This is a genomic window from Chloroflexota bacterium, assembly GCA_014360905.1.
Taxonomy (GTDB): domain Bacteria; phylum Chloroflexota; class Anaerolineae; order UBA2200; family UBA2200; genus JACIWX01.
Genome location: JACIWW010000018.1, coordinates 1 through 25,554 on the forward strand (window position 1 = coordinate 1; position 25,554 = coordinate 25,554).

22 protein-coding genes are annotated in these 25,554 nt (G+C 51.8%); all 22 read left to right on the forward strand.

Annotated features, from left to right (window positions below; all coding sequences use genetic code 11):
* On the forward strand, nucleotides 1-192 hold a 192-nt coding region (locus H5T67_08445), incomplete at its 5' end, for a transposase (GenBank protein MBC7245348.1).
* Between the two features lie 139 nt (nucleotides 193-331).
* Nucleotides 332-1,333 carry a LacI family DNA-binding transcriptional regulator gene (locus H5T67_08450; protein MBC7245349.1) on the forward strand — a complete coding sequence of 334 codons (1,002 nt, stop codon included), beginning with the start codon at nucleotides 332-334 and terminating at the stop codon, nucleotides 1,331-1,333.
* A 48-nt stretch (nucleotides 1,334-1,381) separates the two neighbouring features.
* Nucleotides 1,382-1,843 (forward strand): cupin domain-containing protein, encoded by a 462-nt coding sequence (locus tag H5T67_08455; GenBank protein MBC7245350.1) that lies wholly within the window; start codon nucleotides 1,382-1,384, stop codon nucleotides 1,841-1,843.
* Nucleotides 1,844-1,961: 118 nt separating this feature from the next.
* Nucleotides 1,962-3,977: an ABC transporter substrate-binding protein gene (locus H5T67_08460; protein ID MBC7245351.1), complete on the forward strand. Its 2,016-nt coding sequence runs from the start codon at nucleotides 1,962-1,964 to the stop codon at nucleotides 3,975-3,977.
* Nucleotides 3,978-4,073: 96 nt separating this feature from the next.
* Nucleotides 4,074-5,063 (forward strand): ABC transporter permease, encoded by a 990-nt coding sequence (locus H5T67_08465; GenBank protein ID MBC7245352.1) that lies wholly within the window; start codon nucleotides 4,074-4,076, stop codon nucleotides 5,061-5,063.
* A 40-nt stretch (nucleotides 5,064-5,103) separates the two neighbouring features.
* Nucleotides 5,104-6,240, forward strand: coding sequence for an ABC transporter permease (locus H5T67_08470; protein MBC7245353.1), 1,137 nt, complete (start codon nucleotides 5,104-5,106; stop codon nucleotides 6,238-6,240).
* Between the two features lie 61 nt (nucleotides 6,241-6,301).
* Nucleotides 6,302-7,345: an ABC transporter ATP-binding protein gene (locus tag H5T67_08475; protein MBC7245354.1), complete on the forward strand. Its 1,044-nt coding sequence runs from the start codon at nucleotides 6,302-6,304 to the stop codon at nucleotides 7,343-7,345.
* Nucleotides 7,342-8,394 carry an ATP-binding cassette domain-containing protein gene (locus H5T67_08480; GenBank protein MBC7245355.1) on the forward strand — a complete coding sequence of 351 codons (1,053 nt, stop codon included), beginning with the start codon at nucleotides 7,342-7,344 and terminating at the stop codon, nucleotides 8,392-8,394. Before H5T67_08475 ends, H5T67_08480 begins: the two co-directional genes overlap by 4 nt.
* A gap of 4 nt (nucleotides 8,395-8,398) precedes the next feature.
* The gene (locus tag H5T67_08485; protein ID MBC7245356.1) at nucleotides 8,399-9,892 is read left to right on the forward strand and encodes a DUF3604 domain-containing protein; all 1,494 of its coding nucleotides are present in this window, start codon (nucleotides 8,399-8,401) and stop codon (nucleotides 9,890-9,892) included.
* Nucleotides 9,893-9,908: 16 nt separating this feature from the next.
* Nucleotides 9,909-11,126 carry an AGE family epimerase/isomerase gene (locus tag H5T67_08490; protein ID MBC7245357.1) on the forward strand — a complete coding sequence of 406 codons (1,218 nt, stop codon included), beginning with the start codon at nucleotides 9,909-9,911 and terminating at the stop codon, nucleotides 11,124-11,126.
* Nucleotides 11,123-12,514 carry a sulfatase gene (locus H5T67_08495; protein ID MBC7245358.1) on the forward strand — a complete coding sequence of 464 codons (1,392 nt, stop codon included), beginning with the start codon at nucleotides 11,123-11,125 and terminating at the stop codon, nucleotides 12,512-12,514. The genes H5T67_08490 and H5T67_08495 overlap by 4 nt, the downstream gene beginning before the upstream one ends.
* Before the next feature lie 59 nt (nucleotides 12,515-12,573).
* On the forward strand, nucleotides 12,574-13,845 hold the full coding sequence (locus tag H5T67_08500) for an anaerobic sulfatase maturase (protein MBC7245359.1): 1,272 nt from the start codon (nucleotides 12,574-12,576) through the stop codon (nucleotides 13,843-13,845).
* A gap of 25 nt (nucleotides 13,846-13,870) precedes the next feature.
* Nucleotides 13,871-15,070 (forward strand): N-acetylglucosamine-6-phosphate deacetylase, encoded by a 1,200-nt coding sequence (nagA, locus tag H5T67_08505; GenBank protein MBC7245360.1) that lies wholly within the window; start codon nucleotides 13,871-13,873, stop codon nucleotides 15,068-15,070.
* 107 nt (nucleotides 15,071-15,177) lie between these two features.
* Nucleotides 15,178-15,525, forward strand: a complete 348-nt coding sequence (locus tag H5T67_08510) for an AraC family ligand binding domain-containing protein (protein ID MBC7245361.1) — start codon at nucleotides 15,178-15,180, stop codon at nucleotides 15,523-15,525.
* Between the two features lie 18 nt (nucleotides 15,526-15,543).
* Nucleotides 15,544-16,329, forward strand: a complete 786-nt coding sequence (locus H5T67_08515; GenBank protein MBC7245362.1) for a glucosamine-6-phosphate deaminase — start codon at nucleotides 15,544-15,546, stop codon at nucleotides 16,327-16,329.
* A 29-nt stretch (nucleotides 16,330-16,358) separates the two neighbouring features.
* Entirely contained in the window at nucleotides 16,359-17,543 is a 1,185-nt protein-coding gene (locus H5T67_08520) for an AGE family epimerase/isomerase (protein ID MBC7245363.1), read from the forward strand.
* Between the two features lie 20 nt (nucleotides 17,544-17,563).
* Nucleotides 17,564-18,718, forward strand: coding sequence for a hypothetical protein (locus tag H5T67_08525; GenBank protein ID MBC7245364.1), 1,155 nt, complete (start codon nucleotides 17,564-17,566; stop codon nucleotides 18,716-18,718).
* Nucleotides 18,719-18,739: 21 nt separating this feature from the next.
* Entirely contained in the window at nucleotides 18,740-19,807 is a 1,068-nt protein-coding gene (locus tag H5T67_08530; protein MBC7245365.1) for a hypothetical protein, read from the forward strand.
* Nucleotides 19,808-19,812: 5 nt separating this feature from the next.
* Complete coding sequence (locus H5T67_08535) at nucleotides 19,813-20,865, forward strand: uroporphyrinogen decarboxylase family protein (GenBank protein ID MBC7245366.1); 1,053 nt, start codon at nucleotides 19,813-19,815, stop codon at nucleotides 20,863-20,865.
* A complete protein-coding gene (gene uxaC / locus H5T67_08540; GenBank protein MBC7245367.1) occupies nucleotides 20,862-22,298 on the forward strand; it encodes a glucuronate isomerase in 1,437 nt (478 codons plus the stop codon). Before H5T67_08535 ends, uxaC begins: the two co-directional genes overlap by 4 nt.
* 1 nt (nucleotide 22,299) lies before the next feature.
* Nucleotides 22,300-23,772, forward strand: a complete 1,473-nt coding sequence (locus H5T67_08545; protein ID MBC7245368.1) for a tagaturonate epimerase family protein — start codon at nucleotides 22,300-22,302, stop codon at nucleotides 23,770-23,772.
* Nucleotides 23,773-23,824: 52 nt separating this feature from the next.
* Nucleotides 23,825-25,552, forward strand: a complete 1,728-nt coding sequence (locus tag H5T67_08550) for a hypothetical protein (GenBank protein ID MBC7245369.1) — start codon at nucleotides 23,825-23,827, stop codon at nucleotides 25,550-25,552.
* Nucleotides 25,553-25,554 lie beyond the last annotated feature (2 nt).

Below are 25,554 nucleotides of genomic sequence, written 5' to 3' on the forward strand. Positions count from 1 at the left end.
CTGAGTGCGGACAACAATCTGGCCGAACGGAGCCTTCGTCCGCTGGTGGTAGCGCGCAAGATCAGCGGGGGTACGCGGAGTAGCCGCGGTAGCAGGATCACGTTGGCCCTGGCCAGTCTCTTTGAGACGTGGAAAGCACGTGGGCTCAATCCCCTTACGCAGTGCTTCAGTATGCTTGCTCAAGGCCCTTAACCTCGAAGCTGAAATTTCTTACCTCAAATCTGAACAGTTACGACGGAGGCAAGGACCATTTGACAAAGCATGGAATTCATGCTATATTGTTGTTAACGCTACCGTTAGCGTTAACAAAAATCTTGGGAGAGACCTTCTGTTGTCCCAGCGCGTGACGATGACCGATGTCGCGAGACAAGCTGGCGTTTCTGTGATGACCGTCTCGCGAGCGATCAATCGCAAACCTGATGTAAGTCCAGCCACCCGCCAACGGGTGCTTGAAATTGCTGAACGTCTGGGCTATCGGCCTGATAGCATTGCGCGTGGATTGGCCACCAAGCACACAGGTACGATCGGTCTGGTAGTGCCTGATGTGGCTAATCCCTTTTTCTCCGAAGTAGCGCGCGGAGCAGAGCACGTGGCCTATGCTGAGGGATACAATGTCTTTCTGTGCAACACAGACGAAGACCTCGCCAGAGAAGTAGCGGTATTGCGCTCGCTGGAAGAGAAACGGGTGGATGGTATTGTGCTATGCAGCTCGAGGCTCGAGGATGCAGAATTGCGCGCAGCCCTAGTCCATCACTCGGCGGTTGTCCTGGTCAATAGGCGCTTGGAAGGGGACAATGTGAGCGCAGTGCTGGTAGATGATGAAGCTGGTGGTCGGATGGCGACACAGCATCTATTGCAATCTGGCCATCAAGCGATTGGTTTCCTAGCCGGCCCACCTGTTTCGCGCAGTGGTCGTTTGCGGCTTAAAGGCTACTGTTCCGCCTTGGCACTGGCTGGACTATCCTGTCGTCCTGATTGGATGCCGCACTGTTCCCCCACGGTGGAGGGGGGGCGAAAAGCAGCTCGAGAGCTGCTTACCAAATTTCCAGAAATGACTGCCCTTTTCTGTTATAATGACTTGGTCGCAATCGGTGCGCTACGGGCTAGCGCTGACCTGGGGCGAAGAGTGCCACATGACCTGGCAGTTGTAGGCGCCGATGATATCCCACTGGCTGCTCTGGTTACCCCATCTTTGACTACTTGCCGTGCGCCCCGCTATGAACTGGGCAGTCGAGCGATGCGTTTGTTGCTGGATCTGATATCGGGTCGCTTCTCAGGATGCGAGGAGGTCGTACTGCAACCAGAACTGGTCGTTCGTGCTAGCGCACCGTAAGGAGTAAAGATTAGTTTATCCTGAATGAGGGCCAAAGAAAGGGCATCTATGTCCAAACGAAATTATGTTTATGGTCCGGCATTCATAACACGTTATCGTTTTCCAACTCATATCAACGACCTGATCCTCGACCGTGCAGAATCAGACGCTGCTGAAGCATTCTTCGTCATTGTGGAACCGGGCACTGCAGCGCCGCTACACGTCCACCATGACGTAGAGCAGATCTTCTATGTACTTGAAGGGACTGGCATACTACAGATTGGCAGCGATAATCCACAGTACTATGCCATCAAATCTGGTGATCTTGTGTATATCCCGTGCCACACATTCCACAGCACCCGCTGCGATGGCGAGCAACCACTTCGTTATTTAAGTGTGGACTGTTTCATTTCTGGCAAACCTGCGGATGAACCAACTTGGGACAGTCATGTGCAGCGACTCTGTGAGCAAATGGGCTGGGATTTTGCGCAGATTCGAAATGCTAGTTCCTGTTCGGTCAGAGCGCTCTAAATATGAAAAAGGAGGTGAGACAGCGGAGATACTATACAGAATCCTCGAGAGCGGGTGGAGAAACGGTGTGTTACATCTCATTGTCAACCAAAAATAGAGTAACAAAGGAGGGATAGAGATGTTTCTCAAAGGAAGAGGATATTTATGGACGTCGCTGTTGACGGGGGTATTGGTGCTTTCTTTGACGCTTGGCGCTTGTGCTCCCCAACCAACACCCACACCTACGCCTATGCCACCGACACCTGTGCCAGCGCAACCCACTCCTGTTCCGGCGACCCCCACGCCTGTGCCCGTGAAATACAACGAGGCACCGATGTTAGCCGAGCTGGTCAAGGCAGGCAAGTTGCCTCCGGTTGAGCAGCGTCTACCAGAGAATCCTTTAGTTGTCCCCGTAGTGGAAGAAATCGGCCAATATGGTGGTGTGTGGCGACGCGCGTTCCTTGGCCCTGCGGATGCCAACAACTACGTCCGTGTGGTGTATGATTCACTAGTGCGTTTCTCGCCCGATGGTGGCTCGATAGAACCCAAGATCGCTGAAGGGTGGGAGGTCTCTCAGGACCTGACCACATGGACCATCAAGCTACGCAAAGGGGCCAAGTGGTCAGATGGTGCGCCTATGACCGCCGATGACATCATGTTCTGGTACAACGATGTGCTCCTCAACACGGACCTCACTCCTTCCCTTCCAGGCTGGATGAAGAATAAGGACGGCTCGCCCGCATTGGTCGAGAAGGTGGACGACTACACCGTGCGTTGGGTCTATAAGCAACCCAATGGTTTCTTCCTGACGGAGTTGGCCAACAAGGATGGAGGAGACCGGACCTATGCGGTCTTCTTGCCCGCACACTATCTGAAACAGTTCCATCCCAAGTACACCCCCCAGGAAGAAATTGACAAGATCGTGAAGGCAGAGGGCTTTAACACCTGGGCCGAGATGTTTGCTGCCAAGAATGCTCCACCTGAGAACCCAGAGCGGCCCACGATGGCTGCCTGGGTGCCGACAACCCGCGTCAGCGACCCCGTACTTGTTTTGAAGCGCAACCCGTATTACATTGGCGTAGACCCGGCTGGGAATCAACTGCCTTACATCGATGAGGTGCGGTTCACTTTCTTCGCTGACGCGCAGGCCCTGAACCTGGCCGCCATCGCTGGTGAGTTCGATCTACAGGCACGGCATATCAACATGGCCAATTACCCAGTGCTAAAGGAGAACGAGGCGAAGGGTAAATATCGAGTGATCACCTGGCCAACGTTCGGCGGTTCCGATGCGGCCGTATGGTTTAACCAAACCTATGACGCGGATCCGGAAATCGCTACACTGCTGCGCACAAAGGATTTCCGCATTGCTCTCTCCTATGCCATTAACCGAGAGCAAATCAAAGAGTCGGTCTTCCTGGGGTTGGGTGAACCTCGGCAGTGTGTTCCTGCACCTTGGCATCCGTACTATCCTGGCGATGAGTGGGCTAAGAAGTACACAGAGTACAGGCCCGATGAAGCTAACAGGCTGCTGGATAGCATTGGTCTCACCAAGAAGGATGCAGAGGGCTTCCGATTGCTGCCGAGCGGCAAGCGGGTTATCCTGGAAATCAACGTGACGCCAGCCTTTGGTCCTTGGCCCGATGTGGCACAATTGATCGCTAGGGACTGGGAGCAAGTGGGTATCAAGACCATTGTCCAAATCAGGGAGCGTGCGTTGACCTGGCAGATGCGTGATAACAACGAATTGCAAGTCGAGATGTGGAACGATGATACCACCGGTTTCCCCTTCACTGGCAACTCCAAGTTTGATCCCCGTGATTATCCGCAGCCAGCCTTTGGCCCACTCTACCAGCGCTGGTACGCGACCGACGGCAAGGAAGGTGTTGAGCCTCCACCAGAGGTGAAGAAGATCGTGGAAATTATCGACTCCGCTGAGCTGCTTCCGCCTGAAGAGCAGGTCAAGCCCGCTCAAGAGCTGTTCAAATACTGGGTTGACAACTGCTGGAAGGTCGGCACTATTGGCTTGACGCCTATGGTTCAAGGAGTGGTAGTGGTCAGCAACAATTTCCGCAATGTACCTACCACCCTGGGCAACGACTGGCCCTTGCGCACACCCGGCAACGCCCGGACTGAGCAGTTCTTCTTTAAACAATAAGTAGCAAGGGCAAGATGATTGGCAACACGGAGACGCAGGGATCCTGCGTCTCCGTGCTATCTTTTCCAACTGTTCTGTGAGGTGAGAGGTAATCTAATGTTCAGATATATTCTGCAACGACTTTTGCTGTTGCCATTGCTGGTGTTCATTTTTTCCGTCCTTGTCTTTGCACTGGTGCAAGCACCACCGGGAGACTTTTTAACCAATTATGCGGCGATTCTTGCTTCTTCTGGATCATCTATTGACCAAGCGCAATTAGATGCACTGAGGAGAACTTACGGCCTTGATAAGCCTTTCTACGTGCAGTACGGTAGATGGATGTGGAATATTCTGCAAGGCAATTTGGGTCTATCGCTCGAGTTCCAGCGGCCGAATAAAGAACTGATTGGGGATAGGCTGGTGTTGACCGTGGTGCTAGCCGCTTTCTCTTTTGGTTTTACATGGCTTGTCGCTATTCCGGCGGGTATCTATGCGGCCACCCATCAACACTCCCTGCTTGACTACGTATTTGCCGTTTTGAACTACATTGGTGTTGCGACACCGAATTTCATGCTGGCCCTGATCCTGATGTGGATCGCGTTTTCCCGCTTTGGCATGAGCGTCACCGGCCTGTTTTCTCCCCAGTTTGTCGATGCGCCTTGGAGTTGGGCCCGTGTAACGGACTTGCTCAAGCACATTTGGGTGCCCATGATTGTCCTTGGTATTGGAGGTACGGCTAGGCTCACCCGCGTGATGCGGGCCAATCTGCTTGATGAACTGAACAAGCCCTACGTGGTAGCTGCGCGTGCCAAAGGTCTATCGGAATGGAAACTGGTACTGAAGTATCCCGTGCGGTTAGCGCTTAATCCGCTGGTTAGCACCATCGGTTGGTATCTGCCTCAGTTGTTCTCCGGTAGTTTGATCGTTGCTACCGTGATGAACCTGCCCAACATTGGTCCATTGCTGCTGCGAGCGCTGATTAGCCAAGATATGTACTTAGCTGGCAGTATCCTGTTGATCTATTGTTTCCTCGCTATTCTCGGAACTTTGCTCTCAGATATCCTGCTCGCACTCTTAGACCCGCGCATCCGCATGGAAGGCTCGTGAGACAATGGTTGAAGAAAACAAGCCCTGCAGAGGGAATTCTATGGTGGACGAAACTTCTTTGCTCAACGAATTTGTTACTAGTGAAGCTGCAGAGCGTATCTCGGTGGCACCAAACTGGAAACTGGTGTGGTGGCGTTTCAAGAAGCATCGCCTGGCTGTTTTCAGTGCAGTGGTGCTCCTTTTCTTGTATGTGATCGTTCTGTTCCCCGATTTTTTCAGTATTGTGCAACCAGAACTAGCCGATGCACGCTTAGCATTCATCCCCATGCAGGGCATTCGTCTCTTTGATGGCACCCGCTTCCGACCATGGGTTCCTGCAGTAGTAGGCAGACGTAATCCTGTCACATTGCGCATGGAATGGGAAGTGGATGAAACCAAGAAAATACCGGTGGGACTCTTCGTAAGAGGATATCCCTATAAGATCTTTGGACGATTCCAGACCGATATCCATTTGCTGGGTCCTGCCAGTGGCAACCCTGAAGACAGGCTCTATCCTTTGGGCACTGATCGGTTAGGGCGCGACCAGTGGTCACGTCTCATGCATGGCACGCGGACCTCGATGACGGTTGGGCTGGTATCCGTTGTTTTGAGCGTGATCCTAGGAGTAATACTGGGTGGTATTTCTGGCTATTTTGGCGGGTTGCCCGATTTGATCATCCAGCGGTTGATCGAGATATTGCAGTCGCTGCCGACAATTCCGATTTGGTTGGCGATGACCGCTGCCATGCCAAGGGATTGGCCGTCAGATCGAGTATTCTTTACCATCACGCTCATCCTGGCTTTTGTCGGCTGGACTACGCTGGGTCGAGAGGTGCGTGGGCGATTTCTGGCTCTGCGTGAGGAAGATTTTGTCCTGGCTGCTGAATTGGCTGGATGTAGCCAGATGCGCATTATCACACGCCATATGGTTCCAGCATTTATGAGCCATATTATTGCTACCAGCACGTTGGCCATTCCAGTGATGATCATCAGTGAAACATCGTTGAGTTTCCTCGGCCTAGGCATACGCCCCCCTGCGATCAGTTGGGGCGTCTTGTTACAGGAAGCGCAGAATATCCAGACCATTGCACACGCCCCCTGGCTTCTTTTGCCAGGCGTGGTGGTGATTGTTAGTGTGCTAGCATGGAACCTCGTAGGCGATGGTCTGCGAGATGCGGCTGATCCCTACGGTCATTAGAACTTGAATGTATTGAGGTTTTATGACTAAAGATACTCACGTCACGACAGCACGGAAATTCATGGAAAACCAAGCGAAACCATTGTTAGCAGTACGCGATCTGAAAGTTCACTTTTTCCTCGATGAGGGGACGGTCAAGGCAGTCGATGGTGTGAGCTTTGACGTTTTTCCTGGTCAGGTCTTGGGGATCGTGGGCGAAAGCGGCTGCGGCAAAAGCGTCGCCATGAAGGCGGTCCTGCGCATCCTGGAACCGCCGGGACGCATTGTCGAAGGGCAGATCTTCCTTCGGCGCCAAGCTTCGCAGCGGGGACAAACAGGTGATAATGAAGTGGTTGATTTGGCTACGTTGGATCCAAACGGCAAGGAAATGCGCGATATCCGTGGGGCAGAGATTGCACTCATCCCACAAGAACCACAAGCTGCTTTTAGTCCGGTGCACACAGTGGGCGAGCAGATCATAGAAGCCATTATGCTCCATCAAGCAGTGAGCAAACGCGAGGCTAGCCAGATCGCTGTTGAGATGTTTCGTAGTGTAGGCATCCCAATGCCAGAACAGCGTCTTCACGAATATGCCTGGCAGTTGAGTGGCGGTCTGCGGCAACGCGCTATGATCGCTATGGCACTCTCATGTCATCCACGGCTATTGATTGCGGATGAACCGACGACAGCAATTGATGTAACGACACAAGCGCAGATTCTGCAACTCCTGCGTGACTTGCAGGAACAACGCAATACTGCCGTTATTTTCATCACCCATGATCTGGGTGTAATTGCACAGATGGCGCACTATGTTCAAGTGATGTATTTGGGATTAATTATGGAAGAGGGGCCGGTAGACCAAATTTTTCATGCGCCAAAGCACCCCTATACACAAGCTCTTCTGCGTTCCATTCCGAGTATTCAGTCCATCCCACGGGCGCGGCTTCCTTCCATCAGCGGATCCATACCACATCCTTTCAATCGGCCTTCGGGATGTCCCTTTCATCCGCGTTGCCGACAATGTGAACCCGGCATCTGCGATCAGCAGATCCCGCCTCTTCAGTTTACTGGCAACCGACAAGCGGTGCGTTGCTTCCGTTATTCTGAGACGGAGGGACAAGAGTGACAGACATTGCGCCAGCTAGAAAACGGGTATTGCTAGAGGTCAAGAATTTGTCCAAGTTCTTTCCAATTCAGAAGGGGTTTTTCAGGCGAGTGATTGGATATGTACGAGCAGTCGATGATGTTAGCTTTTTCATTAACGAAGGCGAAACGCTCGGCCTGGTCGGCGAAAGCGGTTGTGGCAAAACGACAACAGCGCGTTGTATCCTGCGGGCGCTTACTCCAACGAGTGGACAGATCCTCTTTCGCACGAAAGACGATCAATTTGTAGATTTAGCGTGTCTATCCCGTCAAGAACTACGCCCATTTCGTCCGCAGATACAGATGATTTTTCAGGACCCTTATGGTTCGCTCAATCCGCGCATGACGCTTTTTGATATCGTTGGCGAGCCGCTCTTGGTCAACGGCATGAAAGATCGTAAAGAACGTGCTGAACGCGTCGCAGAATTGTTACGCCTGGTTGAGATGCGTCCTGAATACATGCAGCGTTTCCCTCACGCGTTCAGTGGTGGGCAGCGGCAGCGCATAGGTATTGCTCGTGCACTGGCGCTGAATCCGCGGTTGGTGGTTGCAGACGAGCCAGTCTCTGCTTTGGATGTGTCTGTTCAAGCACAAATCCTGAACTTGATGTTGGAGCTACAGAATCGATTACACCTGACCTATCTATTTATTGCTCATAACCTAAGCGTTATCAAGCACATCAGCCACCGGGTTGTCGTGATGTATGTGGGCAAGATAGTAGAAACTGCGCGAACTCAAGAGTTATTCCAGTGTCCCAAACATCCCTATACTGCAGTACTGCTGGCAGCAGTGCCTACACCGGACCCGCATCGACGGATGGGCAAAATTGAATTGCAGGGAGAAGTGCCAAGCCCGGCTAACCCACCTTCAGGCTGCTATTTTCACCCGCGCTGTCCGTTTGTTATTGACCTCTGCCAAATGGAAGTGCCAACTCTGAGGGAGATCGCTCCAGAACACTGGGTCAGTTGTCACCGGGCCGATGAACTAGACCTTACCGATTTCAGTCTGGACAGATGCGTCAATCGAATGTAGCCATATGACCGAGCCATTGACACTGTATTGGGGGGATATCCATAATCACAATGAAATTGGCTATGGTCGAGGGTCGCTGGAGCGTTCTTATCGTTTGGCCCAGAATACCCTGGATTTCTATGCCTTTACACCGCATGGCTGGTGGCCTGATATGCCAGAACAGGATGAGGCACTTTGTAAAGCGCATCGAGAAGCTTTTGAGCGTGTGCAAGAACATTGGCCAGAAGTGATAGCACAGGCTAATGCTGCCAATCGGGATGGAACCTTTGTAAGCTACATCGGCTATGAATGGCATTCGCTAAACTGGGGAGACTATCACATTATTTTCCCTGACTCTTTTGGGCAGCTCTTTCATGCTCCTGATTTAGCTAGCCTGCTGAAATTTGCGCGGGAAAACGGAGCACTGGCAATTCCACATCATTCAGCATACAAGCAGGGGTGGCGTGGTACCAAGTGGGCCGAACACGATGAGCAGATATCCCCAGTGTGTGAAATCTATTCGGAACATGGCAACTCTTTTGAAACACCATCGTATTGGGGCATGTATGCTCATTCGATGGGAGGGAGCAACCGGTCACAGACGGTGATCGAGCAGCTGAAAATCGGTCGCATAATTGGATTTACAGCCGGAACAGATAATCATTTTGGCTATCCAGGGAGCTACGCTGAGGGGTTAACTGGAGTCTGGGCATCCCAACTGACCAGGCAGGCCATTTTTGATGCATTGCGCCGTCGACATAGTTATGCTATCACTGGAGATCGGATCAAGATATGGTTTGCTCTAGGCACCGGCATAATGGGTGATGTGTTACCTGCTAGCGTCTCCAGGGAGATAAGGCTCGAAATCGAGGCACTGGATGAGATTGATTACGTGGAGCTGAACAAAAATGGCTACGCACTTGCACGCTGGTGGGGTGATCGTTCGAATATTACAGGTAGCACACAGCACTTGTTGCGCCTTGAATGGGGCTGGGATGCTCTGTCCTCTGTACATCTCACTACTTGGGAAATCCAAGGCGAACTTCAGGGCGGTCGGCTAATGCGCATGATACCTTGTCTCGCTGGCGGTGGAGCTTCGACTGATCGTGTCAATTTGATGCATGTGCTGGACGCGACTCACTTCATCGTCGAGTCTTATACGTCTAGAATGAACCCATTGCCGACCAACTCGGTAGTTCTTGAGGTGGAAGCTAGTCAGGAATGCCAACTGGCACTCGTCATTTTTGGACAGCATCCGAAAGGAGGAGCGTTTCGAGTATCCTGTGATGTGGTACTGAATCAATTACGGGACAACAATGTGTCATTGTCGGTGTTTGACAGTTTTTTGGCTCCTAAGGTGCGCATTGGGCCTGTCATTGAGAAGGATAAGGTCTCCCTAGTATCAGAGTTTGTTGATCCTAATCCAGGAGATAAAGATTTCTATTTTATCAAAGTAGTGCAGAAGAACGGCCATTTGGCTTGGTCTTCTCCTATCTGGTGTAATGAAAATCGCAACTAAAGGAAGGTTTGGAAAGATGAATCTGCAAGAACTACACGCGTTTCTCCTCCATCACTTAACAGAAGAGGTAATGCCTTTCTGGATTCGCTATAGCCTGGACTGGAAAAACGGAGGGATGTGGACCTGTCTAGCTGATGACGGTTCTATTCTGAGCCGCGACAAATACATCTGGTCGAACGCCCGGGCGCTTTGGACTTTTTCTGCTTTGGTCAATCGGATCACAAACAAGTACTCCATTAGGGAGGAGATTAAAGATGTATGGCGACGTGCCGCCATGAATCAATATCACTTCTTGAAACGTTATGGCCGTGATGCCAATGGATATTGGGTCTTTGTCGTGGACGAAGTGGGCAATGTTCTGGTTGGAGAAAACAGCATCGCTACAGATGCCTTTGCTATTTACGGTTTCATTGAATATTTTCGTATGACTGGAGATGAGGAAGCTTTGGCAATTGCTCGCGAAACGGCTGTTTCCTGCCGCGAACGACTCGCGCATCCCGGAAGCTACAAGACAGCACCCTATACGACTCCATCGGGAATGAAGGCCCATCGAGAAGCCATGCAGTTTTCATTGATGTTCTCGGAGCTTGGACATGAATTGCGAGATGACTCCTTTCTTGAAGAGGGCTTGAGGTACGGGCGAGAAGTGCTGGATCATTTTTATCGCGCTGACCGTGGGGTATTGTTAGAATATCTTGGTATGGATAATAGTGTGTGGGATACACCAGCCGGGCGAGTAATGGTGCCAGGGCATGCCATTGAGAGCCTCTGGTTTCAGATTCACAACTTTACACGCGTTGGTGATACTGCTAGGGCACATTATGCTGCGGAAGCAATGCGCCCCTGCCTTGAAAAAGGGTGGGACCCTCTCTATGGGGGATTGTTTCTAGGTATAGATGTAGAGGGTAAGGAGCTTCCTTATTGGAAGCACGCCGATAAGAAGCTATGGTGGCCTTTCACGGAGGCGCTCTGTGGCACACTGCTCGCCTACGAGCAGGTGCGCGACGAATGGTGCCTTGAATGGTATTGGAAAATTCATAATTGGGCTTTTGCTCATTTCCCGGATAAAGAGCATGGTGAATGGACGCAAAAACTGGATCGTCAGGGCAACAAGATCGATGAAGTGATCGCTTTGCCGGTCAAGGATCCGTTTCACTTGCCACGGGGTTTAATTGTTGCTATTGAGACCTTGGAAAGGCTGACAAGAAACGATAGAAGGGCAAACTCAATATGATAGAAAGGCCCAATATTATTGAACTCATCTGGCATGATCTTGGAGACTGGCTATCCTGCTACAACCGACCTGATTTGTCCTCTCCTTGCTTGCAGGCGCTAGCGGACGAGGGGGCAGTATTTGAGAACCATTTTTGCCCTGCCCCTCAGTGCTCTCCCAGCCGCGCCTCTATTAAGACTGGCCGTTATCCCCAATCTCATGGAATTCTTGGCCTGACTCACCGGGGTTGGCGTTATAAAGAAGGCGAGGAAGATTTGCCGCTTATCCTACGCCGGGTTGGCTATCAGACGTTTCTCATTGGTTTCCAGCATGAGCGGGATAATGTGGCGGAACTGACGTATAACGAGAGTTGGACCGAGCTCGCCAACGCAGTTGGGCTCAGTTTAGAGACGGACGCTGAATCAGTGGCTAATCGAGCGATGGAGTTCCTCAAATGCCGCGCAGCAGCTTGTCAACCCTTTTTTCTATCGATTGGCTTCTTCGATGTGCATCGTCCATTTGGTACGAAGTATGATGCTGAGGTTGCTAAACAACTCAATGTCCCTGCTTTCTTGCCAGATGAGCCTGTCGTGCGTAAGGACTTGGCTTCATTCTATGAATGCATTCACAAGGCAGACGCGTCCACAGGACGGGTATTGCAGACGCTCCGAGAAGTCGGTCTGGAGGATAACACGCTCGTTTACTTCACTACTGATCATGGGCCTGAATTCCCTCGCGCTAAAATGACACTGTACGATCCAGGACTGAAAGTGGCGCTCGTTTTTAAGTATCCTGGCGTTATACAGCCTGGCACTCGAGTACGAGCCCTGACCAGCCATGTAGACATATTGCCTACTCTATTGGAAGTAGCCAATGTGCCTATTCCCCCCAATGTCCAGGGTCATTCAATGCTCAAACTCTTGAGGGGTGAGCCATACGAGGCCCGAGGTGCAATTTTTGCAGAGATGACTTGGCATGGGGGTGAATATGATCCAATGCGCTGTATACGAACAAGTCAGTTCAAATATATACGTAACTTCTTGCCTGGCTGGCCGGTGCAGATCGGAGGTCCCTGCGTTCAGCGATATGGCGAAGCATTCATCAACAAGCACTTTGCTCATGCGCGCCCAGAAGAGGAACTATATGATCTGCAAGCAGATCCCTGGGAGCAGAATAACCTGGCAGAAGATGCCGCATATCAACCGCTGAAGGAGGAGCTGGCCAACCGTCTCTCCTCATGGGAGAGAGAGGTTGATGACCCAATTTTGCGAGGGCCAGTCCTACCCGCGGATGCGACAAAAGTTGGCTCTGGCTGTGTGTGGGCCAAGTTCCCACCTCACAACCCCCTGAAGGAGGAGTTCCGTTTTGGTATTGTACGCACAAGAGATTTTGGTGAAGAGCCACTGTAACTGGCCAATTGCTTAGAAACTATAGTGTTTTGTGGCGGGAGAGACTGTATAACATATATATGAATATTGTATATAAACTGATAGACGCACAGCGAGGTTATAGTGTGAATCAGCGAAAGGGGTCAGTAGCTACCGTTGCGCCGTCGGTGCTACCCCCAGCTTTCCATGTCATGGTGAAGCCCCGTGGTGCGCTCTGCAATCTACATTGTAGTTATTGTTATTATCTATCTAAAGAGATGCTTTACCCTGAGAGTCGTTTTCGGATGACCACCGAAATGTTAGAGCTCTTTACCCGCCAGTATATCCAGGCGCAAAGCGTTCCCGAGGTGACCTTTGCCTGGCAGGGAGGCGAGCCGACTCTAATGGGGCTAGATTTCTTTCGCCTGGCTGTGACTTTGCAGAAAAAATACCGCAAGCCAGGGATGCGCGTTTGTAACACGCTGCAAACTAACGGTACCACCCTGACCCGTGAGTGGTGTCGCTTTTTTCGAGAACATAACTTTCTGATTGGCGTGAGCCTGGACGGCCCTCGCGAACTTCATGATGCTTATCGGCGTGACAAGAGGGATGCTCCGACTTTCGATCGCGTAATGAATGGGTTGGCGCTGCTAAAACAGTACGGCGTGGAGTTCAATATCTTGGCCGCTGTCCATGCGGCTAACGCTGCGCATCCGTTGGAGGTATACCGCTTTCTGCGGGATGAAGTGGGCGCTAAGTTCATTCAGTTCATTCCCATCGTCGCACGAATGAATGCCCTAGATGGCCAGGAAAACGTTCGGGTTACTGGGTACTCGGTAGGAGGGCGGCAATATGGAGACTTTCTTATCGCTATCTTTGACGAATGGATACGTCAAGATATCGGTCGTGTCTCCGTGCAGATTTTTGATGTGGCACTGGCTGCTTGGCTAGGTGAACAGCCTGGCCTGTGCGTTTTTGGGAAAACGTGCGGTATGGCTATGGCCTTGGAGCATAATGGTGATCTCTATGCATGCGATCATTTTGTAGAACCCACGCACCTTCTGGGCAACATTCAGCGGGTTCCCCTGCTTGAAATGGTGGGCTCGGAGCGACAATGGCAATTCGGACAGGCCAAGCGTACTACGCTGCCACGCTATTGTCGTGGGTGTAAAGTGCGTTTTGTTTGTAATGGTGGCTGCCCTAAGGATCGCTTTATCCGCACGCCTGACGGTGAGCCAGGGTTGAATTACTTGTGCGAGGGATTCAAAGCATTCTTCGCGTACATTGACACACCTATGCGGATTCTGACTGCGAAACTCCGGAATAACCTGGTCAGGGTCCGCCTCAATCAAATGTCCCAACGGATGTCTTAACAACGGATTTGAGAGGAGGATCAAAATGATGGGCCAAGGGATAGAGCAGCCAAAGGGACGGTTTGCACTGTGTAATGGACAGGTGATTCTGCCCCAGGAAATCGTGACTGACAAGGCAGTTGTCGTGGAAGGAAAGAAGATCGCAGGCCTTGCCGATATCGACTCTCTGGGCGTTGATATAGAAAGGATCGATGTGGGAGGGCGCTATATTGCACCAGGTCTCATCGATATTCACACGCACGGTGCATTGGGCCATACTTTCAATGAACCGGATGCAGTGGCGTTTTCTGCTATTACCGAGGAGAACGCGAGACACGGTATTACCTCGTTGCTCGCAACTCTATCGACGGCACCAATCCCAAACCTGGTGCAATGTTTGGAGTTCAGTCGGCATTGGATGCATGCACGGCATGAAGGCGCTCAAATGCTTGGCGTCCATCTAGAAGGGCCCTATTTCAGCTTGGCACAGAAAGGTGCCCAAGACCCGCAAAACATCCGCACTCCGGATGATGACACGCCTGATATTCTCCTGAGGCACTCTGATGTAATTAGAATCATGACCTATGCGCCAGAGTTGCCGGGAGCGCTAGAACTCACAGCGAAGATAGCAGCGCTAGGCATTGTTCCAGCAGCGGGGCATAGTTCTGCCAAGGAAGAACATGTGCTAGCAGCGATGCAGGTTGGACTGCGCCACATCATCCATATCTGGAGTGGGCAATCAAGCACTGTGCGCGAAGGCCCCTGGCGCAAGCCCGGCCTCTTGGAAGCAGCGTTGGTCTTTGATGGGTTGACTGTGGAAATGATCTCGGATTGCAAGCACTTGCCTCCCACCTTGATGAAACTCGCATACAAATGCATTGGGGCTGATCGCTTATGTGTGATTTCAGATGCTACTAGCGGTGCAGGGATGCCAGAAGGTACTCGTTTTCGTATGGGAGATATGGAGTATGAAGTCCATGACGGGGTGGGCATGATGCTAGATCGCACGGCGTTTGCAGGCAGTACTACGCTCATCAACCAGATGGTGCCCATCTTAGTACGAGCTGTCGGTATCCCGCTGGTGGAAGCAATCCGGATGGCAACGCTGACACCAGCGCGAGTGATTGGTTTTGATAACCGTAAAGGGAGCATTGCAGTGGGCAAAGATGCCGATCTCGCTATCTTCGATGAGGATTTCACGGCTTGGCGTACTATGATCGGTGGGCAGTGGGTATACGCAGCATAGACCCTGCTCATTTAGTTTTTGGGACAGCTTGGTCAAGGTCTGGCCTTGAAACGCTTGGTTCGCTGATTAGTCTAGTCTAATTTATTAAAAGGAGAAAGGAGTTGACAATGGAACTGTATCTAAAAAAATTTGAGGAATGTCCGACTTATGATCAAGATGATGGTCCGAACGTCGAGTTCCGCAGGCTTTTAGGACCTGGGGTAGTGCCTGGCCTGGCTATTGGGTTGGTCACGCTGCAAGGACCAACTTATACCAAGCCGCGCCGCCATGCTGACTTTCATCAGGTCTATCTGATCATCTCGGGTAGCGGAACAGTAAAGATTGGAGAGCATACAACACACGTACAAGGCCCAACGATCGCAGTGATACCACGCGACACGGCCCACTCGGTTGAACTGACTGAAGGTGAGACAATGCAATACATTTACATCAGTGAGTTCATTACGGAGGATTGACTCTAGAGGAGGATCTGTATGTCCCCTAAACCACTTTATCAAACGAAACTACAGAACTTGCCTATTAGCATCTTCCGCACCAATGAGGAATTGGGTATGGCAGCAGCAGAAGAGGCAGCAGGGATTATTCAGCAGGCCATCGATGAGAGACAGCGCGCCAATATCATTCTGGCCACAGGCAATTCTCAGCTTACCTTTCTGGCTGCATTAAGAAAGGAAGAGATTGATTGGTCAAAAGTTAACGTCTTCCATATGGATGAATATGTGGGCATTGATCCCAACCATCCGGCGAGTTTTCCTGGCTTCCTGAAACGGCATTTCCTTGATTACATCAATGTCAGAGCTTTTTATCCTATCCGAGGACAAGTGGGCTATTTGGAGGCAGTATGTAAAGAGTACGCAGAACTGTTGCGCGCATATCCAGCGGATTTGTGTGCCCTGGGGATTGGCGAGAATGGTCATCTGGCCTTCAATGACCCTCCCTTTGCTGAGTTCAATGACCCAGTATGGGTAAAAGTAGTAAAGCTGGATGAGGTGTCCCGGCAACAACAGGTTAAGGAAGGGCATTTTGCTGCCATCCAGGAAGTTCCAACCCATGCTATCACGCTAACCATCCCCGCACTATTGGCTGCCAAACGGGTGCTAGCAATTGTGCCGGAAGCACGCAAGGCCGAAGCCGTTTACAGAGCCTTGAGAGGCCCGCTGAGTGAGGCTTGTCCCGCTTCTATCCTGCGTCAAACAGCCCACGCACATTTGTTCTTGGATGTGGATTCGGCGGCGAAAGTATACCCAAATGCTGTTTAACGCAGCTTTTGCCCTGGAGGGTTGATTACATGATGATTCATGCCAGGTTCTGCGACTTGCTCGCGATGTATCGCTCAGAACTTCTTGAACGCGTTGTGCCATTCTGGCTCAAATACGCTGTAGACTGGGAATATGGAGGCATATCTACCTGCATCTCCGATGAAGGTCAGGTCTTGTCCACGGACAAATATATGTGGTCGCAACTTCGAGCGATCTGGACCTTCTCCGCCTTGTATAACATGATTGAGCCTAGACCGGAGTGGCTTGACGTAGCAAAACACATCTTCGCTTTTGTCAAAAAGCATGGCCGTGATCAAAAAGGGCAGTGGCTTTTTGCGGTCAGTAAGAACGGCGAGCCTTTGCAGGGAGCTATCAGTATTTACACTGATGGATTTGCCATCTATGGGCTCACTGAGTTGGCTAAGGCTACTGGGAACCAGGAGGCGATCACGCTGGCGTTGGAAACATACGAAAGTGTGCAACGCAGATTGTCTTGTCCAGGAGCGTATGGCACAGCTCCCTATCCGCTACCCGAGCATGGCAAGGCGCATGGTGTGTCCATGCTATTTGCTCTTGCTTTTAATGAATTAGGACATTATTTGAACGACCGCGAGGTTATTGATGCCAGCCTCTTTCATGCAAACGAAATTATGGAAGTGTACTGGCAACCTGAGCGAAAGATGCTCTACGAGTTTGTCTCTCTGGACAATACATTGATAGATTCACCACAGGGCCGCAGTGTTGTACCTGGGCATGCGATTGAAAGCATGTGGTTTGTAATGCACATCTACCAGCGTGAAGGCAACGACGAACGAGTTCGGCAGGCTATTGAGATACTTCGCTGCCATATCGAATTGGGTTGGGATTCAGAGTATGGAGGCATTCTGCTAGCGCGAGATGCAGAGGGACAGACTCCATGGTGGAAATTTGCTGATGCAAAGCTCTGGTGGCCGCACACCGAAGCTCTTTATGCCCTTTTGCTCGCTTACGAAATAGCGAGAGCGCCCTGGTGCCTGGAATGGTTCGAGCGAGTGCACAACTATGCTTTTACCCATTATCCTGTTGCCAAGTATGGGGAGTGGACCCAAAGGCTGGATCGAAAAGGGAACAAGTTCACCGAGACCGTGGCTTTGCCGGTGAAAGACCCCTTCCATCTGCCGAGAGCGCTAATCTACTGTAGTAAAGTGCTGCAAAGACTGGTAGATGAACAATAAGATGCGCTTAAGGAGGGCGCATGTTAAGCTCTAGGGAGCGTTTGCTAACAGCTCTATGTCACCAAGAGCCAGATCGCGTTCCCTTTGATCTGGGCAGCACGCAAGTAAGCGGCATCCACGTGGTTGCCTACCGCAACCTGCGCCAGGCATTGGGGCTATCACCAGTTCAAGTAGAGCTATGCGACTATATCCAGCAGTTGGCACTCCCTGATGACGATTTGGTCGAACGATTTGGCGTGGATGTACGCGGATTATTCCCGCTCAACAGCCATAACTGGAATGTCCATGAGGAGGAGAGGGGTGCATATTGGATTTATCATGACGAGTGGGGCATAACCTACCGCAGGCCTAAGCCAGACGGGCTCTACTATACTATTGTTCAAGTGCCTTTGGACAATCCAGATCTATCTGTGCAAGATATCGAACGGCACTCCTGGCCTGATATGGCCGACCGGCGACGTATTGCGGGGCTGCGGGAATTGGCCGAGCGCTACCGTGTTGCTGGCTATGCGGTAGTGCTCAAAGACCCATTTGCTGGCATCTTTGAGATGGCACAGCGTATTGTAGGGATGCAGAACTGCCTGATTATCATGGCCTTGGAAAAGAAGCTGGCAAGCGCACTCTTTGACAAGCTGCTCGAACTCAAATTGTCTTTCTGGGAGGTAGCGTTGCCAGTCTTGGCCGATGTGGTGGATGTAGTTGCCCAGTTCGATGATTACGGCACACAATCGTCGCAATTGATTTCTCCGAGCATGTTTCGCGAACTGCTCAAGCCACGTCTAAAGATCTTGTTTGATCGAGTAAAGCAGCTGGCTCCGCATGCTAAACGATTCTTTCATTCATGTGGCAATGTTCGATCATTGTTACCCGATTTTATCGAGGTTGGTGTCGAGATCATTAACCCTGTACATATTCGGGCAGTGGGAATGGAACCAGCTGCACTCAAACGTGACTTTGGTAAGGAACTCGTTTTCTGGGGCGGCGGTGTGGATACCCAGGGAGTTCTACCTAGAGGTACGCCACAAGAAGTAAAAGACGATGTGCGGCGAAATATCGAGGCATTTGCTCCTGGTGGTGGTTTTGTTTTCAATACGATACACAACATCCAGGCTGATGTCCCTCCCCAAAATATCATCGCGATGTGGGAGGCGTTACAAGAGTATGGGGTATACTGAGTTGAGGGCTATGTAATGTAAATGGGTGTCACTGCTGATCAATTCCTGCCAGTTGAACTAGTTTTCAATTCCAATTGGTGGTATCACATAGCAGGGATTTCATTCGACGAATCGTTCTATTTTGACGCTGAAACCCGTATCCGCAATGACATAACGATGCGACGTGTGCTCTACGAGCGCTATAGCGATTTGGGCATGGGCGAGTGCACCCCACAACCTCGTCCTATAGTAGGTTCTTTACATGTTGCGGGAGGCTTTGTTATCCCTGCGCTGCTCGGAGTGGATATCCTCTTTGCACCCAATGCTGCCCCTCAACCGAAAACACTTGGCTTATCAAGTGCACAGGTTGAAACCATGCAAAAGCCTGATTGGCCTAAGATGTGGCCTATGGCCTGCCTCATTGCGGATATGGACAAACTCGAAGCAGAGTATGGCTATTTAATCGGCGATGTCAATACCGATGGACTCCTGAATGCAGCCTACCATCTATATAGTCAGGATCTTTTCGTGGATTTTTATCAGGCTCCTAGGCGCATCCAGCACCTGCTCCATATCATTGGAGAACTGATTGTAGATGTTGCTTTATATGTACGCGAGAGAACGGGTAGTTGCTCTGTTTCAGTTAACCGCATGGTAGAACATGTAGAGCGAGGGCTTTTCCTTCATGCCAACTGCTCAGTGCAGATGATCTCACCTCAGAGTTACCGAGAACTGCACCTGCCTGTAGAGCAACGCATGGCTGAGCGGATCCAGCCTTTTGGCATCCATCACTGTGGCGATAACATGCACTACTTTGCGCCTGACTACGCAAGATTGCCCGCGATATTTTTCGATGTTGGATGGGGTTCTGACGTAAGACGCTGCCGCGAAGTACTGCCCCAAGCCTTTTTCAGCCTGCGGCTCAGTCCGATACGCATGTTGCAATGTACCCCCAAGGAGATTGCTGAAGATACGGAGAAGCTGTTATTGGCTGCTGGCCCATTAGAACAAGCTGGAATTTGCTGCATCAATATGGACTATGGCACCCCCGATGACAACATATTTGCGATGTTTGAGGTCGTCCAAAGATATCGACATTACGGAGCATAGATATAATGGATGCACCCTGGGAGCGATTTAAGCAAGCAGCACAACTGCGATCGCCAGAGCAAATTCCTGTTGCTTTCATCGTGGATAGCCCTTGGCTACCAGGCTATGCGGGCATTGACACACGAGATTATTTTCTCTTCCCTGAGAAGTGGCTAGAAATTAATAAAGGCTTGTTGGAACGCTTTCCCGATGCCGTCTGGATTCCTGGTTTCTGGGTTGAATTTGGAATGGCTACTGAACCCTCCGCCTTTGGTGCTCGGCTGCGCTTTTATCCAGATCGCCCTCCTTCAATCGAGCCTTTGGTAACTGACCTTGCTTTTTGGGCAGCCGTGAAACCAGCTAATCCAAAAGAAGATGGACTGATGCCTTTGGTACTCCACCTTTACCAAGTTATGGAAAAACGCTTGCAAGCTGAAGGTTTGGGCATCAAAATGGTCTGTGCGCGCGGACCGATGACCGTGGCATCTTGGCTGGTCGGAATGACTTCACTCATGATCGGAGTGGCAATAGAACGTGGTTTGGTCGCGCGTTTTCTGGATGTGTTAACCACGACCATCATCCACTGGTTGCAGGCGCAACTCGACATGCTTCGGGCGGCAGAAGGCATTATGGTGTTAGATGACGTGATTGGGATGGTCTCGAAACAGGATTACGAGGCGTTGATCGCGCCACACTTGCGCCGTATTTTCGACCAATTTCAAGGGCTGATCCGAGTCTATCATAACGATACTCCTTGCCCGCATTTACTGGATAGCCTGGTCGAAGCCAACTTTGATGTATTTAATTTCAGCCATGAGATGGATATCGGTCAAGTCAAAAACAGGATTGGTCATCGCGTCGCGCTCATGGGCAACGTACCACCGCTGGAGGTAGGTGTATATGGCACACCCGCAGATGTGATGCGATGTGCTAAAGAATGTCTGGACAAAGGCGGTGCAGGAGGCATGATCCTTTCCTTCGGCGGTGGGGTATCGCCAGGCACTCCGCCTGAGAACATTGATGCCATGCTACAAGCCGCACGCGAATGGTCACAAACGAAACGGAAGGCACAATTATGAGGCATTCTGAATGGCAACCACACGAAGACCGACTTTTTGATCCTGATCCAACACAGAGACGCATTGCACGAGGGTTGTACAAGTTGGTGGCCGATTTGCCCTTGATCTGCCCACACGGCCACGTATCTCCCCAACTCTTCGCCAATGAGAATGCTACCTTCGGCTCGCCGGCCGAGATGCTGATCATCCCCGACCACTATGTGTTCCGTATGTTGTATTCGCAAGGTATTCCTCTGGAAGCCCTGGGCATCCCTCGCACGGACGGTGGCCCGGTGGAAAAGGACCACCGCAGGATCTGGCAGATTTTTGCTGAGCACTTTTATCTCTTCCGTGGTACGCCCACGGGCATCTGGCTCAGTCAGGAACTACACGACGTTTTCGGCATCGAAGAGCGATTGAATGGCGAGACTGCACAGCGTATCTATGACCAGATCGAGGCCAAGTTAGCAACCCCCGCGTTTCGTCCTAAAGCCCTCTTTGAACAATTCAATATCGAGGTGCTCTGTACCACTGATGCCGCCACGGATACCTTGCAGCACCATCAGACCATTCGAGCTTCTGGCTGGAAGGGCGACATCCGACCCACATTCCGCCCCGACGCAGTGATCAATCTGGCAGCACCCGACTGGCAGACTCATATCAACGAACTGAGCGAAGTCAGTGGCATCACCGTGCATTCTTACAGCACCTTTATTCAAGCCTTGGAGGAGCGCCGGGCCTTTTTTAAGCGCATGGGAGCCAAAGCGACTGACCACGCGGCTGAATCAGCCTACACTGCCGAGCTAAGCCCCTCTGAGGCCGAGGCGATCTTTCAACGCGCCCTGCGTGGCCAGGCCACAACCGACGATAGCCGCCGCTTCATTGCGCACATGTTAATCGAAAGCGCCCGTATGAGCGTAGAAGATGGCTTGGTGATGCAGCTCCATCCAGGCTCTCTCCGCGATCATAGTACTGTCATCTTCACCCGCTTTGGTCCGGACAAGGGAGCAGATATTCCTATCTCAAGCGAGTTTACACGGAATTTGCGTCCCTTGCTGAACAAATATGGCCACGACACGCGGCTAACCCTGATCCTGTTCACCCTTGATGAAGCGACCTACGCGCGGGAGTTGGCGCCTCTGGCTGGGTTTTATCCCGCCGTGAAACTCGGGCCTCCCTGGTGGTTCTACGACAGTCCCAATGGCATGCAGCGCTACTTTGATCAGGTAATGGAGACGGCTGGGATCTACAATACGGTTGGTTTCAACGACGACACGCGTGCTTTTCCCTCCATCCCGGCGCGTCATGATCTGTGGCGTCGAGCCAGCGCGAACTGGTTGGCAGGTCTCGTCGCGCGACACATTATCAAGGAAGATGAGGCTGCGGAGATGATGAGGGAGATGGCGTACGGCCTGGCCAAGCGCGCCTATCGTTTTGATCAGATGGAGGATTGACATGGGAGTGGAGGGAATGAACGCTTTCACTGTGTATCCGCGCTCGATCGTCGAAGCTGCTGAGACTGTTTTCTTCCTTGCCCGCGATGACCACACAGGGCAGAAATGGCTTGGCGTTCGCGGAGATGCATCTGAATTTGAAGCCACAGCGAAGACAAACGACACCTGGCTTTGCCCGCTCTCAGCAGCGAATGCCGCGGCTCTACGCGAACGGTTGCCCTGGTTGCAGCCAGTACCGCTAGGTCTGCAAATGTCATTCGGTTTAGGTGACCGCCTCGGCCTGGCTACTCCAGGCCATGTGCGTGCTGTCTATGGTAAGGACATTGCACCGATCTTTGCTCAACAATCGGTGCGCGAAAATACGCGCACCGGACGTAATCCCCAGCAGGTGCTCGATGAGGCAATGTGGGGCACCTTCCAGGAAGGCTGGCGGGAACCTTGGGGTGCAGATGCCGACCACGTTAAAAACGCCGCCGATTTTGATCCATTTATTGCTGCTGGCTATACTTTCTTTACCATCGATCCCGGTGACCATGTGGACAATGACGCGCAAAGAGCATCAGCCGCAGAGCTGACGACCAAGGTACATACCCTACCCTGGGACATTCTCGAGGACACACTGCAGGATATGGAGCGGCGTTATCTGGGGCGGTCCTTTAGCTTGCAGGATACTGTACTTGTGTTCGACAGAGCAGGTCTCTGGCGAGCGGCGGCCAAGTATGGACGAGCCATCGCCCATACTGTGCAGATGTACCGCTACCTTGTGGAAAGAGTAAACCAACGCGAGGGGCGAGGCTTTGAATTGGAAATTTCCGTGGATGAGACGGAAACCCCCACTTCGCCCGAGGAACACTTTTTTGTGGCCAGTGAATTGCAGCGGCTGGGAGTGCGTTGGGTGAGCCTGGCCCCGCGCTTCGTGGGGCGCTTTGAGAAAGGCGTAGACTATATCGGCGATTTGGGTGCTTTTGAGGCAGAGTTCAGGCAGCATGTTGCAGTTGCCCAAGCCCTTGGGCCTTACAAGCTCAGCCTCCACTCTGGTTCAGATAAGTTCAGCATCTATCTGATCATCGCGCAATGCGCTGGTGGTCGGGCCCATGTCAAGACGGCTGGCACGAGCTACTTGGAGGCTCTGCGAGCAATAGCGGATATTGCTCCGGCACTTTTCAGGGAAATACTGGCCTTTGCGCGGGAACGCTATGCCACGGATAAGGCGACCTACCACGTGTCCGCTGATGTAAGCAAGGTGCCCATAGCCGATCAATTGCCAGATATGGAGCTTGCCAGCGTGTTAGACCTCTTCGATGGGCGGCAGGTGCTGCATGTCACCTTTGGTTCTGTATTGACCGAGAGAAACGCGGACGGGAGCTATCGCTTCCGCGAGCGCTTGCTGAGTGCGCTGCGAAATAAAGAAGAGCAGTATTTCGCATTATTGCAGGCTCATTTTGCGAAGCATCTCGCACCATTTGCGAGGTGATGGGAATAGTACCAAGCGTCATACTCGACTTCTAATACAAAGGAGATCACACATGGAACTTCGAACGTATTTAGAGGCACAAATTGCACAGGAATTACAGCAAAAGCGCTCTTTTGCCCTGAGCGACGTTGTGCACATGATTGAGGTTGGGCAGAGCGAAGAAGCCGCGGATTACTTGCTATTCTTCTCGCGCCCAAGGGAACTACCTGCGCAATTGCGCCAGTTGCGTCAGCTTCTCTCCGGCCGGCTTGCCGAGGATGGTCAAGACTTCCAGAGAAACTGTATCTCGTTTTTGACCCATCTAATACTTGACTTGAGCTCTATGCTGACAAAGTGGAACTTGCAGAACGCAGACCTTCATGGGGAACAGGTTTTGACGGATGCAGAGGTTCAGGATGAAATCACTGCCAACTTACGGCTTTTGACCGATTGGGAGGCTCTGTGCCCGTCAGCAGCGCGTGAACTCCAGGCTGAATGGAGAAATATGGCCAAGGCCAGGTTCGTAGCTGAGAAGGCAGTGCAGCCGGAGGCGGAGGCCGAGAAGTTGGTGGGTGGCGCGATTTGTGAATACATCCGCAACATGGCTGAGGCTTTCCGCCAGAGCAATCTGCGCAGGATGGCCGAGATGCGCGTAACAGGACTCAATTGCACTGAGTTGGGGAATGACTATGCTGCTTTCCTCAAGTACACGATGTACCTAGGAGCCTCCTTTGTGACGACAAATCCTGTCCTGGTGGATGTTGCGTGGGATGCAGACCCTGCCTATTGGGATCCAATCATGGATCAGCTCGTCATGGCTAATCCCCAGGCCAGTGCCGAAGAACTAGCGCGGCTGGCTACATTGGAGGTCGTACTGGCGAATATGCGTCTCTTGCGTCCCATCTTCCTCGTGACGGAAGGCGGTATGGGTTGCGTGAGCTTGCAAGTCAATCCCAAGAAGCACGGCGATGCACAGGCCATGATCGCAGATGCGACGGCTATCTACGAGGAATTGAGAGCGCGACTGGACGGTGGGGTGCCCAATGTCGTGTTCAAATTGCCGGGTACGCTGGCTGGCCTGGAAGCGTGTCGGGCTCTTACCAGCAAGGGCATCGGCGTCAATATCACGGTCAATTTTGGCCTTTTCCAGCAACTACGTTTCGCGGCTGCCATTCGCGAGGGGCAGGCGATCTTCGCTACGCTGACCGAGATGAATGGTCGCTTGGCCTATCCTGTGCGCGACGAGTTGTTGGGGAAACTCCCCGAATTGGCTGCGCATGGCATCAGCCAAGCCGATGCATTAGAAGCAGCCGCCTGGTCGGGCGTAGCAGTGGTCAAGAAACTTCACAAGTTGCTCGAAGAGCGAGGCTATGACCTAAAGCGTATCAAACCCCTTGTCGCATCGTTGCGAGTCTATAAGGATAGCCCAGGCTACGAGCGCCTGCCCAGTGCATGTCCAGACGTGACGGAGACAGTCGGCACCAGCATCATTACCGTCTTTCCCGATGTGCGCCATGCTTTCGATAGGGAACCCGAGATAGAACTAGATGCCGATCGAATTCACGAGCCGGTGCCGTCCCACGTGCTCGATGTCCTGACTCACAGCGAGATTTTCAAACAGGCCTATTATGTAGCGGATACAAATTGGGTACGGGATGAAGAGGAATGTTTCCAACCCAGTAAGGTTTTGACTTTGGAAGATGAGGCAGCGGTAGCTGCTTGGCCGCCTGTTTACAATACGTTAAAGCAGTTCGCAGATAGTTACGATCACTTTGTGCAGCGGCTAGTGAGCCGCCGCTGAGA

Bases quoted from the DNA above. Each gene is read 5' to 3' on its own strand.
- H5T67_08520 (MBC7245363.1), top strand. From the start codon at position 16,359: ATGATGATTCATGCCAGGTTCTGCGACTTGCTCGCGATGTATCGCTCA.
- H5T67_08515 (MBC7245362.1), top strand. From the start codon at position 15,544: ATGTCCCCTAAACCACTTTATCAAACGAAACTACAGAACTTGCCTATT.
- H5T67_08455 (MBC7245350.1), top strand. From the start codon at position 1,382: ATGTCCAAACGAAATTATGTTTATGGTCCGGCATTCATAACACGTTAT.
- H5T67_08550 (MBC7245369.1), top strand. From the start codon at position 23,825: ATGGAACTTCGAACGTATTTAGAGGCACAAATTGCACAGGAATTACAG.
- H5T67_08495 (MBC7245358.1), top strand. From the start codon at position 11,123: ATGATAGAAAGGCCCAATATTATTGAACTCATCTGGCATGATCTTGGA.
- H5T67_08510 (MBC7245361.1), top strand. From the start codon at position 15,178: ATGGAACTGTATCTAAAAAAATTTGAGGAATGTCCGACTTATGATCAA.
- uxaC (MBC7245367.1), top strand. From the start codon at position 20,862: ATGAGGCATTCTGAATGGCAACCACACGAAGACCGACTTTTTGATCCT.
- H5T67_08535 (MBC7245366.1), top strand. From the start codon at position 19,813: ATGGATGCACCCTGGGAGCGATTTAAGCAAGCAGCACAACTGCGATCG.
- H5T67_08490 (MBC7245357.1), top strand. From the start codon at position 9,909: ATGAATCTGCAAGAACTACACGCGTTTCTCCTCCATCACTTAACAGAA.
- H5T67_08460 (MBC7245351.1), top strand. From the start codon at position 1,962: ATGTTTCTCAAAGGAAGAGGATATTTATGGACGTCGCTGTTGACGGGG.
- H5T67_08475 (MBC7245354.1), top strand. From the start codon at position 6,302: ATGGAAAACCAAGCGAAACCATTGTTAGCAGTACGCGATCTGAAAGTT.
- H5T67_08485 (MBC7245356.1), top strand. From the start codon at position 8,399: ATGACCGAGCCATTGACACTGTATTGGGGGGATATCCATAATCACAAT.
- H5T67_08530 (MBC7245365.1), top strand. From the start codon at position 18,740: ATGGGTGTCACTGCTGATCAATTCCTGCCAGTTGAACTAGTTTTCAAT.
- nagA (MBC7245360.1), top strand. From the start codon at position 13,871: ATGATGGGCCAAGGGATAGAGCAGCCAAAGGGACGGTTTGCACTGTGT.
- H5T67_08500 (MBC7245359.1), top strand. From the start codon at position 12,574: ATGAATATTGTATATAAACTGATAGACGCACAGCGAGGTTATAGTGTG.
- H5T67_08470 (MBC7245353.1), top strand. From the start codon at position 5,104: ATGGTGGACGAAACTTCTTTGCTCAACGAATTTGTTACTAGTGAAGCT.
- H5T67_08525 (MBC7245364.1), top strand. From the start codon at position 17,564: ATGTTAAGCTCTAGGGAGCGTTTGCTAACAGCTCTATGTCACCAAGAG.
- H5T67_08465 (MBC7245352.1), top strand. From the start codon at position 4,074: ATGTTCAGATATATTCTGCAACGACTTTTGCTGTTGCCATTGCTGGTG.
- H5T67_08545 (MBC7245368.1), top strand. From the start codon at position 22,300: ATGGGAGTGGAGGGAATGAACGCTTTCACTGTGTATCCGCGCTCGATC.